The organism is Halomonas citrativorans (assembly GCF_900163645.1).
Lineage (GTDB): Bacteria > Pseudomonadota > Gammaproteobacteria > Pseudomonadales > Halomonadaceae > Vreelandella > Vreelandella citrativorans.
The window spans coordinates 185,933-198,021 of sequence record NZ_FUKM01000033.1; the positions used below are offsets into that span (position 1 = coordinate 185,933).

Annotated in this window: 11 protein-coding genes; 5 read left to right on the forward strand and 6 right to left on the reverse strand. The window is 54.1% G+C overall.

The features are described 5' to 3' along the window. Positions 1-88: 88 nt before the first annotated feature. The 3 genes from fhuE to CZ787_RS08455 all read right to left on the reverse strand — a co-directional run bounded on the left by fhuE (position 89) and on the right by CZ787_RS08455 (position 3,541). Positions 89-2,311 (reverse strand): ferric-rhodotorulic acid/ferric-coprogen receptor FhuE, encoded by a 2,223-nt coding sequence (fhuE, locus tag CZ787_RS08445; RefSeq protein ID WP_087108116.1) that lies wholly within the window; start codon positions 2,309-2,311, stop codon positions 89-91. A 193-nt stretch (positions 2,312-2,504) separates the two neighbouring features. Next, complete coding sequence (locus tag CZ787_RS08450) at positions 2,505-3,011, reverse strand: hypothetical protein (protein ID WP_087108118.1); 507 nt, start codon at positions 3,009-3,011, stop codon at positions 2,505-2,507. 98 nt (positions 3,012-3,109) lie between these two features. Continuing rightward, entirely contained in the window at positions 3,110-3,541 is a 432-nt protein-coding gene (locus tag CZ787_RS08455) for a MerR family transcriptional regulator (protein ID WP_087108120.1), read from the reverse strand. 71 nt (positions 3,542-3,612) lie between these two features. Here CZ787_RS08455 and CZ787_RS08460 point away from each other — a divergent pair, with 71 nt between their 5' ends. Further along, positions 3,613-4,635, forward strand: coding sequence for an SO_0444 family Cu/Zn efflux transporter (locus CZ787_RS08460; protein ID WP_087108122.1), 1,023 nt, complete (start codon positions 3,613-3,615; stop codon positions 4,633-4,635). Between the two features lie 68 nt (positions 4,636-4,703). Here the strand turns inward: CZ787_RS08460 and CZ787_RS08465 are convergent, their stop codons facing one another. Together CZ787_RS08465 and CZ787_RS08470 are read right to left on the reverse strand one after the other, a co-directional pair. Then, entirely contained in the window at positions 4,704-6,110 is a 1,407-nt protein-coding gene (locus CZ787_RS08465) for a PQQ-dependent sugar dehydrogenase (protein WP_087108124.1), read from the reverse strand. Then, on the reverse strand, positions 6,107-6,535 hold the full coding sequence (locus CZ787_RS08470) for a DUF2231 domain-containing protein (RefSeq protein ID WP_087108126.1): 429 nt from the start codon (positions 6,533-6,535) through the stop codon (positions 6,107-6,109). The genes CZ787_RS08465 and CZ787_RS08470 overlap by 4 nt, the downstream gene beginning before the upstream one ends. A gap of 454 nt (positions 6,536-6,989) precedes the next feature. Here CZ787_RS08470 and CZ787_RS08475 point away from each other — a divergent pair, with 454 nt between their 5' ends. The 3 genes from CZ787_RS08475 (at position 6,990) to CZ787_RS08485 (ending at position 10,335) form a co-directional block, all read left to right on the forward strand. Continuing rightward, a complete protein-coding gene (locus tag CZ787_RS08475; protein WP_087108129.1) occupies positions 6,990-7,712 on the forward strand; it encodes an MIP/aquaporin family protein in 723 nt (240 codons plus the stop codon). 82 nt (positions 7,713-7,794) lie between these two features. Next, positions 7,795-9,300, forward strand: coding sequence for a glycerol kinase GlpK (gene glpK / locus CZ787_RS08480; protein ID WP_087108130.1), 1,506 nt, complete (start codon positions 7,795-7,797; stop codon positions 9,298-9,300). Positions 9,301-9,582: 282 nt separating this feature from the next. After that, positions 9,583-10,335 carry a potassium channel family protein gene (locus CZ787_RS08485; protein ID WP_087108132.1) on the forward strand — a complete coding sequence of 251 codons (753 nt, stop codon included), beginning with the start codon at positions 9,583-9,585 and terminating at the stop codon, positions 10,333-10,335. 72 nt (positions 10,336-10,407) lie between these two features. On the opposite strand, the gene CZ787_RS08490 is transcribed toward CZ787_RS08485, so the two are convergent. Then, positions 10,408-11,310 (reverse strand): LysR substrate-binding domain-containing protein, encoded by a 903-nt coding sequence (locus CZ787_RS08490; protein WP_087108134.1) that lies wholly within the window; start codon positions 11,308-11,310, stop codon positions 10,408-10,410. 182 nt (positions 11,311-11,492) lie between these two features. On the opposite strand from CZ787_RS08490, the gene CZ787_RS08495 reads away from it, so the two are divergent. Next, complete coding sequence (locus CZ787_RS08495) at positions 11,493-12,071, forward strand: NAD(P)H-dependent oxidoreductase (RefSeq protein ID WP_087108136.1); 579 nt, start codon at positions 11,493-11,495, stop codon at positions 12,069-12,071. Positions 12,072-12,089: the final 18 nt, after the last annotated feature.

A 12,089-nucleotide genomic window follows, 5' to 3' on the forward strand; every position in this document is an offset into this window, starting at 1 on the left:
GGTTCAATTATGCAATCGCCTCCATTCGAGCAGTGCCGAATGGAGGCGGTGGTATCAAGGCGACGCCATCATCGCTAACGCCTATGCATTAGAACGAATAGCGCAGCGTCGAGGAGATGCTGGCTGGTTCGCCATAGACGCCGTAGCCACCGACATTGCTGTAGTACTTTTCGTCGAACAGGTTCTTGATGTTGACCTGAAGTGATAGGTCTTGATTGAACTGATAGCGGCCAAAAAGATTGGCAAGCATATAGCTGCCTTGCTCATACTCGGTAGGTATACCGGCGGGGGTGGTGAGGTCGCTAGCCAACAGGCTGCTCTGCCAGTTAACGCCGCCGCCAATCGTTAGCTCACGCTTTTGTGGCACGTTATAGCTTGCAAAAAGATTGAACAGCGAGCGTGGCTGATTGGTATTGAATGTGCCTTCTTTGGCTTTCGCGGTGAAGTGGGAGTAGCCGATCGTCATATCAAGATCATCAGTGACCGCACCACTTAGTTCCACTTCAAAGCCTTCACTCACCACGCCGCTAGCGGCGGAGTAGTATGTCTCGGTTTGCCCAGGAAGCCCCGGGTCTGCCATAGCAACGTTGTCTTGCTCTATACGGAAGACTGAGAAAGAGCCGTTAACCAGGCCATTAAGCCAGGCCGCCTTGAGGCCGGTCTCATAGTTTTTGCCTACCACCGGGTCCAGGTAAGCGCCACTAGCATCGCGGTAGTTTTGTGGCTCGAAAATCTCGGTGTAGCTGGCAAAGGCTGAGTAGGTATCGTTGAGATCGTATACGAGTCCACCGTAAGGTGTTACTTCGTGCTTGCTCTGGCTATCCAGGCTGCGGAATAGCGTCATTCCATCCCATTCGGTATAGCGTGCGCCGAGAATCAGCGTTAGCGGATCAGCAAGTGAGAAGCGTGAAGCGGTATAGACGGCTTTCTGACGAGTGCTTGATGCTTCAGAAGGGGTGAATTCGGACCAGCCCTCGTTAGGTGCCGAGCCACCCCAGTTGTTGAAGTCATCAACCGTGAAGAGACCATCAATGAAGCTGTTTTCGTAGTCGTTCTTCTGGTCGCTGTAGCTACCGCCTACGACCAGTTCGTGTTCGCGTCCCAGTAGCTCGAAGGGCCCGCTGACCTGGGCATCTACAGAGTTAACTTTCCGATGCCCCTTGTTCCATCCGGTATAGAAGCCGACACCACTGCCATCCATCTGGTTTGGCAGCATTCCTTCCACGTAGGGATACGCCAGCTTGCCATCCATATCGGTTTTTTCGTGGGTGCCCACTACACGAGCCTGCCAGTCATTAGCAAACCGATGGTTGATTTCCGCGAAGACTTTTTCAGATTTGAAGTCGTAGTAGGACCAATCCGGCGCCACGCTGAACGAGCGTGAGTAATTGGTTGGCGTGCCGTCGCTGAACCACAGCGGTAAACCGCCCCACGTGGGTGAAGAGGTGTGGCTGTCCTGGTAATCAAAGCCCAACGAAAGCGTGGTGGCGTCGGTTACGTCTGCATCAATAACGCCGTAGCCGAACGTGCTTCGCTTATCCTGACGGTCAAGATGGGCACCTCCTTCCTCATAACCACCGATAAAACGCGCCCGCACATCGCCGGAAGCGGTTAGTGGTGTCGTTATGTCGACGGTGGTACCGCGCTTGTCCCAACTGCCCAGCGTACCAGAAACGGAGCCAGTAAATTCCCGGTTCTCAGCATGCTTGCGCACAAAGTTAACAGAAGCGCCTGGGTTGCCCGAGCCACTGACTAGCCCGTTGGCGCCACGTATTACTTCAACGCGGTCGTAAATAGCCGTATTGAGCCGACCTTCGCCAAAATACCAACGGTTATCCGTGTTTAGCGTAGGGATACCGTCGTACTGAAAGCTGTTAATACGAAAACCTCGGGAGGAAAAGCCGACACGATCACTATCGACATTACGCGTTGAAATACCCGTGATGTTACTTAATACCGCCTCGACGGTATTCAGGTTTTGGTCCTGCATTCGTTGTTCAGTGACGATGCTGATGGCTTGTGGCAGCTCTTTTTGGCTTAGTGTTAAACCGGTACCCGCGCTGGTGGTGCGGCGCGTATAGCCAACGTTGTCATAAAGGTTTTCGCCCGTGACCGTCACTGTTTCCAGCGCTTCTGGGCTAGCGGCGTCAGTGGTTTGCGCCACAACACCCGTTGAAGCCAGCAGCGACGTAGACAAAATGGCGGTAAAGGTGACTTCTCGAAAGGATGGCGAGCTTTTAGTGAATAGCTGGCTGGGCATAGAGGTGGAGGGAAGTGCCGTGTTTAAGGCATGGAGCAAAGACGTTTTCATATAATCCCTTGCATCGCGCCTACAGGCGCTTGCTCGTTAGTATTGTCAGTCAATAACGAGGGATCATATAAGAACGGTTCCTATATGTAAATGCTCATGAGAACTCTTATTGTTCGTGCTGCTAGCCTGACAGGCTCTGCCGAAGATACAATGATGCAAAGCGAAACAAGCCAGTACCTCCCACTACTATGCTTTACTCGGGTTCTACTGGACCCGGTGCTGGCCCTAAGTTTGTTTGGTTATTCTCCAGCGCAGCCAGCGCAATTTTATAGCAATCCTCAATATGGCTATTGCCCATATACTTCATCGCCGTAAAACTGATGCCACCCGCCACGGCGCTGCCGACAAAGGGTACATATTTAGCCACACCGGTGGCTGCTAATTTGACGCCCATTTTTTGAAGCAGCGATACCACCAGTTTTTTGGTGATGTACTTCCCGGCCATCTTGCTGCCGACATTGGAAATAGCGGTCATCACCATCACTTTTGATTCGGTATCCAGGTCTTCGATTTGCTCGGGCGTTAGGCCGAATTTATCGTTTATTTTGGGAATGAGTCTTAGCAATATGGCAACGTCTGACCCGATATCCACGCCGGGAATGGGGATGATCGCTGTGCCAGCAGAAAGGCTGGAGCTTCTGGTCACCATTGAGTGGCATGTTTTTCTGATGGCTTCTAGCTCTTCGCGTGATTCGATCATTTAAAAGCCCTTTTTACGATGCGCTAACACCATTGTAGTCGATAGCTACTTGAGGAAGAGGGGCGCCTCGCCACGCTTCTACGCATCGTCGCCTCTATTTATCCACAGCCGTGTTCGCTGCAGGCAAGCGTGTGGTCGTATAGCGTTTGGATGATCTGGCAGTCGGCGGTTTTGCCACCCCGGCATTGCTGTACTACCTGGCGTAGCTCAGCAGCGAGCGCTTGCAACTTGGCAATGCGCGCTTCCAGATGCTGAAGGTGCCGAGTGGCGATGTCGTCAGCCGCGCCGCAGTCGGTGTCCGGGTGGTCTGAAAGTGCCAATAATTCTTGAATGCTATGTAGATCAAGACCGAGGCTGCGGCCGTGACGAATAAAGCCGATACGCGCAAGCGCTGCTTGATCGTAATGCCGGTAGCCTTGCTCGCTGCGTTTGGCGGGTGGCAGTAACCCGAGCTTTTCATAATGACGAATGCTTTCCGGTGAGCAGCCTGTACGGGTAGCCACTTCACCAATGCGATACGTGTTTTTCATCGGCTTGACCCTGTAACGATTACAGGGTTTAGGCTAGCCCCTATTCCCACTGTGGACAAGCAGGTGATGACATGACGCTGGTTATAGAGCTATTGCAAATTGCGTTAACGGCGGCCCCGTGGCTGCTGTTGGGGTTGGTAATTGCTGGGCTAATTAAAGCATGGCTGCCGGAACACGTGCTGCAGCGCTGGATGGGAGGGCGTGGCTTGGGCAGTATTGTTCGGGCGGCGGTCATAGGTATGCCCTTGCCACTGTGTTCGTGTGGCGCGATTCCTACCGCTATTGCTTTGCATCGTGGTGGTGCGGGGCGTGGGCCCACGACGTCTTTTTTAATCAGCACGCCGGGGGTGGGCGTTGATTCCATTCTACTGACCAGCGTACTGCTTGGCCCGCTGATGGCCGTCGTGCGCGTCATCGGTGCATTAGTAACGGCCATTGTCACCGGGCTGCTGGTCGGGTTAACGCGTGAACCTGCCACTCCCGCCCCTGCCACGCCTGGCGGCTGCTGCGCTTCCTCCGGCTGTCATACGCCCACCGCGAAAGCCGACGAACCCAGCGGTTTGAAGGCCGGGCTGCGTTATGCGTTTAGTGATCTGTTGGATGATATCAGCGCATGGGTGTTTGCCGGGCTGTTACTGGCGGGCGTACTGGTAACGCTGGTGCCGCCTGATACGCTGGCCCATTACTCTGGTGGGCTGCTGGCGCTTGCGCTGATGGCCGTGGTGGGCATCCCACTCTACATTTGTGCGGCAGCGGCCACGCCGGTTGCCGCTGGGCTGCTGTTAGCGGGGATTTCACCGGGTATGGCGCTGGTTTTCCTGCTGGCAGGGCCGATCACCAGCTTGGCGACGTTAGCGATATTGCGTCGCGAACTGGGCAATGCCGCGTTGGCGGTTTATCTCGCCAGCGTGCTTGTCGTTACTGTGCTCGTAGGTTGGACAGTAGATGGCGTGCTGGGAATGACGGGCTGGAACGTGGTCGATCAGGCAAGCGAGGTTCAGGAACTACTGCCTGTTTGGCTGGAGTGGTTGGCGCTGGCAGTGCTGGCTCTGGTGGCTGCTCGCCCCGTGCGTAAGCGCTTGCTGGGGTTTTAAACATTCACCGTTTGAGACAGCGTGATAAAGCAGCAACGGGTAGGGAGTACCTACCCGTTGCTTGGTGGTTAGTCAGCCTCTTGGGACGTTGATGGCTGCTCGGGTGGCTCGGTGGATGTTGGCCCGGGCTCCTCTGGCTCAGAAGCGTTTGCTTCAGGCTCCTGCACCGGTGGGGCGGGCGGATTATCCGGCGTAACCCGCCAAATCGCATTGGTCAGGTCATCGGCAATAATAAGCGCGCCATCCGGGTCAATAGTGACACCGACCGGGCGGCCAAGTGCTCTGCCATCATCGGTAAGAAATCCGCTGGCAAAATCAATCGGGTCGCTGTCAGCAAGCTGGCCGTTTCTGAAGGGGATGAAGCTTACCTTGTAGCCAACCGGGTCCGCGCGGTTCCAGCTGCCGTGCTTACCCACAAAAACGCCCTCGGCGTACTCTTCGCCCATGGCGGGCGTAGAAAAAGCCAAGCCAAGCGGGGCCACGTGAGAGCCCAGGCTGTAGTCCGGTGCAATAGCGGACGCCACTTTTTCAGGATCTTCCGGGCGTACGCGAGGGTCAACATGCTGCCCCCAGTAGCTGTAAGGCCAGCCATAAAAGCTGCCCTCCTGAACCGAGGTGAGATAATCAGGTACCAGATCTGGGCCTAATTCATCACGCTCGTTCACCACTGCCCAAAGCTGATCGGTTTCTGGGTGGATGGCGAGCGCCGTGGGGTTGCGCAGGCCGGTGGCATAAGGGCGGTGCGCGCCCGTATCGACATTGATCTCCCACACTTCGGCGCGATTAACCTCCGCCTCCATGCCCCGCTCGGTAATATTGCTGTTCGAGCCGATACCGACATAAACAAATTGCCCATCGGCACTGGCGGTCATCGCCTTGGTCCAGTGGTGGTTGATCGCTGAGGGCAGTTGCGCAATGACCTCGGGCGGCCCGCTGGCCTCTGTTTGACCCTCTTCATAATCAAAGCGTACCAGCGCATCCTGGTTGGCCACATAGAGGTTGTTGTCTACCAAGGCCAGCCCATAAGGCGCGTTAAGGTCTTGTGCGAAAATCATCTGTTCGTAGTTGCCGTCGCCATTGTCATCGCGTAGCAGGGTTAAGCGGTCGCCGCCCTCTACAGCGGTGTTGCCTTGGTCCTTGATGTACCCAGCGATCACATCCTTGGGCTTTAATGCAGGTGCATTACCGCCGCTACCTTCCGCCACCAGAATATCGCCATTAGGCAGCATGATGGTTTGCCGGGGCACCTTAAGATCAGAAGCAATCCTGGCGATGGTGTAGCCCCCAGGTACCGTCGGTAGCCTGTCGCCCCATTCGTCGGGCTCGGGGACGGTCATGTCTGGCAGCAGCCCGCGCTGTGGCTCGGGGAGTGTTGGGTTGGGGCCAAAGGGCTGTTCTACATCAAAGGCATTCGCGCTGCTGGCAGCCAGCATAAATACCAGCGGCGTTGTGTAACGAAGGGCGAAATGTTTCATGACGTTGCTCCGACAGTGGGCCGAGAAAAACCGATCCAAATCGCTGCGACGCTCAATACGGTAACGATGATCGAAAGAATAAAGCCAGTGGGCATCATGGCCCAGGCATCGCGGGCATGCACCAGGGCATTGATAAAGCCAAGTATCCAGATGACCAGCAAGAGTGCTGGGTAAACCAGAACAAGCCCGCGACGATGTTCGGCACGAAAGAGACCGATAATTGCGCATAAAAACGCCAGGCCTGCGAAAACAAGCCCGCCAGCAATTAACCAGGAAGAAAATGTGCCCCATTGAATATGAAAGCTTTTCGAGTAGGCGTAATCGCTTAACGCGGCGCCAAGAAAAAGTGGAAAAATGCTCACCAGTAATACGGCATGAAGCGGATAGATGCCGCCTGGATAGGTCGTCGTTGTAGACCTCCTCATGATACGCCCTCCTTGATAAGTGACCCCAAAAAACGTGGTCAAACCCGCTCTCTATACGGGCTTACGATAGCCAGCTGGATAGCTGACAACGTGAGTATAGGTCACGTTTTGCTACCCCAAAAATTGCCATGTTTTTCGGTTAATACAATAAGCGCAGAAGATGAGCGCTGCGGTAACTATCGAAAAAAATATGTTCGTTAGTTGATGTGAGGATGTTTTTTGTGAACAGGGAATGATTAATTATTATAAGGAAAGGGGGGTTAAACTAATGTCTACTTACTTAAAAAAATTATATTAATCAAAAGAATAGTTGAATATTAGGAAGAGAGTTGTTTTTTTATATTGTTTTTTTCAATACCCCCTATAGGATGAAAAAAGGAAAGCGATATTTTCTAAAAAGAACATTCGATCGCTCTAAACAGAGCGAACCATTCACATGGAATAGCTGGGTACGATGCTTGAAACAATTTTTCTATACGAAATAGTGGGTACGGCCATATTGACGCTCTTGGGGTGTGGCGTAGTCGCTAACGTGCTGCTGAACAAAACCAACGGGAATGGCAGCGATGGCATCGTTATCTTCTTTGGTTGGGGGCTAGCGGTCTTTTGCGCGGTTTATGTTGCCTATGATACTGGGGCACATATCAATCCCGCCGTTACGCTTGGATTGCTCGTCGGCCCGGCGACGGAATACGCCCCCGGCATCCCTATTAACGCTGTGACCACTGCGGCCTACTTTGCGGCTGAGCTCATCGGTGCCTGGTTGGGTGCAACCGTTTGCTATCTGGCCTATAAAAAGCATTACGACGCGACCGAAGACGCGTCAAGCATACTGGCGACGTTCTCTACAGGCCCGGCGATTCCTTCTTACGGGTGGAATCTGGTCACTGAGATCATCGGTACCTTTGTGCTGGTGTTCGTCATTATCATGTTTGGTCATACACCTTCTGGGCTTGGCCCGTTGGCGGTGGCATTGCTGGTAGTATCCATTGGTGCTTCGCTGGGTGGGCCTACAGGCTATGCGATCAACCCCGCTCGGGACTTGGGGCCACGCATTGCCCATGCATTACTTCCCATCAAGCACAAGGGGACGAACAACTGGTCTTACGCTTGGGTCCCTATTTTAGGACCCCTTATCGGCAGTGTCCTTGCCGGGCTTGCCGCGTATGTTTATTAAGTCAGCCGGGTTTATTAAGCCAGCCTGCTGATTTGATTCTTTTTAAAACAATCATTTAACGTTAACGCTTGAGAGGCATTTCATGAGCCAGAAAAACTACGTTCTCGCTATTGACCAAGGCACCACCAGCACGCGGGCGATGCTGTTTGACCATGAAGGCCGGGTTGTCAGCGTAGCCCAGCATGAGTTTGAGCAGATTTTTACGCGCCCGGGTTGGGTCGAGCACTGCCCTCGCGAAATCATGACCAGCGTGCTGACCACCTTGACCGAGGTGATTAACAACAGCGGCGTTGATGTCTCCGAAGTTGCCTCTATCGGTATTACCAACCAGCGTGAAACCACCGTGGTATGGGATAAAAATACCGGGCAGGCCGTACATAACGCCATTGTCTGGCAGTCGCGTCATTCCGCCGAAATCTGCGATGAGCTGCGCGAAGCGGGCCATGCCGATATGATTCGCGATAAAACCGGGCTGGTCATTGATGCTTACTTCTCCGCCACCAAATTGAAGTGGATTTTCGACAACGTAGCGGGCGTTAAGGAAAAAGCGGAAAAGGGCGATTTGCTGTTCGGCACCATCGATTCCTGGCTGGTGTGGAACCTGACTGGCGGTGCTGTGCATGCGACAGATGTCAGCAACGCATCGCGCACGATGCTGTTTAATATTCGTGACCGGAAGTGGGACCCGGAGCTGCTGGCACTGTTTGGCGTACCTGAGTCAATGCTGCCCGAAGTTAAGTCCAGCAGTGAAGTTTACGGCAACGTGCTGCCTAAATTCCTGATGGGGCAGGAAGTGCCGATTGCCGGTATCGCTGGCGACCAGAACGCCGCGCTGTTCGGCCAAGCCTGTTTCGAGCCGGGTATGGCGAAAAACACCTATGGCACAGGCTGCTTTACGTTAATGAACACGGGCACCCAAGCCACGCCGTCTAAAAATGGCCTGCTTACTACTGTTGCGTGGGAAGTGGATGGCACGCTGGAATACGCCCTTGAAGGTAGCGTATTTGTGGCGGGCTCGGTGATCCAGTGGTTGCGTGATGGCCTGAGAATGCTGGGCAAAGCGTCTGATTCCGAAGCGTACGCCACGCGCGCTAAGGATAATGACGGCGTTTATATGGTGCCTGCCTTTACCGGGCTGGGGGCACCTTACTGGAACTCTAACGTACGCGGCGCCATGTTTGGGCTCTCTCGGGGCACTCAAAAAGAGCACTTTGTGCGTGCGGCGGTCGAATCACTTGCCTACCAAAGTGCCGATGTTCTTAAAGCCATGCAGGCGGATGCCGACATTGCGTTAACCGAGCTTCGCACCGACGGTGGGGCGATCTCCAATGATTTTCTCGCTCAGTTCCAAGCCGACATACTGGGGGTCGACGTACTGCGTTGTGAGGTGAATGAAACCACTGCGCTTGGCGCGGCGTATCTTGCTGGCCTCGCCGTTGGCTTCTGGAAGTCGCGGGATGAAATCGTTGCACAGTGGGCGCTGGAGCGTCGCTTTGAGCCACAGATGAAAGATGAAAAGCGCGACGAACTTTATGCCGGCTGGAAAAAGGCCGTCAACGCTACCATGGCATTCCACGTAGAGTCCTAAGCGTAACGCTGTAAGCGCAGGTGTTTGTCACGCCCCGGCCCAGGCCGGGGCTTTGCTTTAAAGGCATCCCTAGGGCATTGATAATGACCTGCCAAGAACCATGCCTTTTTCTTTACAATCTCTCATTCCTTCGGGTTTACTTGGGCTTAGTTAATTAAAAGTGGTCAAGCTATTAGACGTACTACGCTTGAGGCGACCAGGAGAATAACCGTCTGAATATTCATGCCACTATGGCACGCCCCCGATTGGCTTGCTTCACCCCGCGACCGTTGAGGCGAAGGCATGAATAAAGCCACGCTTTATCAACAGCTGGCGCCTGAAGCTCGGCATGAAAAGGGGCTTTCAAGGCTCAATCAGTTTATCTGCCTGTTGATTCTACTTGCCTCGATGACTGCCATATTGGAGACAGAACCGACGCTTCGCCTGATGGCGCCTGGGCTTTTTCCTGCTCTAGAAGCCATCTTTGTCGGGTTGTTTATGGTGGAGTATCTGCTGCGTTTGTATGCCATTGGTGAGGATCCTCGTTATCGAGGCTTGGGCGGCCGGCTGCGTTATATTTTCTCGTTTTGGGCACTGATAGATCTGATGGCGATTTTGCCCTATTTCATGGGCTTTATCGTTTATAACAATGCCTTTTTACTGCGTTTATTACGGCTGGCACGTATGTTGCGCCTGGCACGGCTCGGGCGGTTCAGCCAGGCTTGGGCCTCTTTAGCCGATGCACTAAAATCCCGTTCCCACGAGCTGCTACTTAGTGCGGGCGTCGCCGGTTTATTGCTGCTTTTTTCATCCTGCTGCCTGTATGTGGTGGAAGCTGCTGCCCAGCCTGAAGCCTTTGGCAGTGTGCCGCGCGCCTTGTGGTGGAGCATCGCAACGCTCACCACGGTAGGTTATGGCGATGTCACACCCGTCACAGCGCTGGGAAAAGTGTTCGCAGGCCTAACTGCCGTGGCCGGTATCGGCCTTATTGCTATGCCCACCGGCATTTTGGCCGCTGCGTTTAGCGATGCGTTTCAAAATAAACGTAATTCGTAAAGAGAGTGTAGAGCGTCAGGTTCAGAATAATGGATATTTTATTCCAGAATGCTTGATTCACTATTTACCGCTTTAACTCTGCAGATACTCCTCCGGCAGGCGTTCGGCCAGAAAGTCCATAAACAGCCGGGCGCGTTGGGATAGTGTGGCTTGGCGGTAGTAGACGGCATTGATGGCCTGCATTTGAAGTTCGGTATGACTGGGCAGTACATCGACCAATGCACCTGCCTTGCGGGGCTTGATGGTCATGAAGTCGGCAAGGCAGACGATCCCTTCCCCTTTAAGCGCTAGCTCAATCAGCGTGCTGCCGCTGGAGGCGGAGAGGGCGGGCGTAATATGTAAGCACTCACCATTGGCACGGCGCAGTGGCCAGTGGTTAAGGTGTTCAAGCTGGCTGAAACCGAGCAAACTATGGTGCTCAAGCTCTTCAATACTTTGAGGAGTGCCCGCGCGCTCAAGGTAAACGGGGCTTGCCAAGAGGCGAAGCGGGCTATGGCCCAGGCACCGTGCATGCAGAGAAGAGTCGTCCAGCTTGCCAATACGGATGGCGAGGTCCACATGCTGTTCCAGCAGGTCAATAAAGCGGTCGTGGGTATCCAACTGTAGCGTTATGCCTGGGTAGCGGGCACGAAACTCACCAAGTACCGGCACAATGACAAACTGCATAAAGCTGGGCGCGGCGTTCACCCGTAGCCGCCCTTGAGGTTGGCCGTGGTGATTCTGAACGGACTCTTCCGCGGCTTCTACCGCAGTTAGAATACGGCGGCAGTGCTGTAAAAACGTTCCTCCCTCTTCAGTTAGCTCCAGGCGGCGGGTGGTTCGTCGTAGCAGGGTGGCGCCAAGCTTGCGCTCCAGGCGGTTAAGCGCTCGGCTGACGCCCGATACCGTAATGCCCAGCCGTTCGGCGGCGCCGGTGATCGAACCGCTGTCCACCACGGTAATAAATGCTTGCTGCTCTTCAAGCGTGGTTTTCATGAGCGTTGTTCTTGCCTGTTCAGGTTAAACACGGTTGTTGATTCTATATCAAAAGTCTCTTGCCAGTGGGCGGGTTTTTCCATGTTTTTAAGCATCCCATAATAGGCGGCATTCAAGCCATGCTGATAGGACTATCGCCCATCGGCAGGCAAAGCTATCTATTGGGTAAGAGGTTTTTAACGATGAAGATTCTGTTAATCAATGGCGGCAAGCCGTTCGCACATTCTGGCGGTGAGCTCAATAATACTCTGCATGATGTCGCGTGGCGTACGCTCGCCGAGTTGGGCCATGAAGTTCGCGAGACGGTAATTGAACAGGGTTACGAAGTCGAGGCCGAGGTGGGAAGATTCCTTTGGGCGGACACCATCGTCTATCAGATGCCGGGTTGGTGGATGGGCGCGCCTTGGAGCGTTAAACGCTACATTGATGAAGTCTTCACCGCCGGGCATGGCTCGCTTTATGCCAGCGACGGCCGCTCGCGCCAAGACCCCACCAGGCAGTACGGCAGTGGCGGCTTGTTACAAGGGCGTCGTTATATGCTGTCGCTCACCTGGAATGCGCCGCTGGCCGCCTTCGATGAAGCGGATAACTTCTTTGAAGGGCGCGGTGTCGATGGCGTTTACTTCCCGTTCCATAAGTCTCAGGAATTTGTTGGCTTGGAAGCGCTGCCTACGTTTATCGCCAACGATGTAATCAAGGCGCCAGACGTTGCTCGTGATATGGCCGCTTATGCTCAGCACCTGACGCGCCTGTTCGGCTAAGTGAATTGATGTTATTAC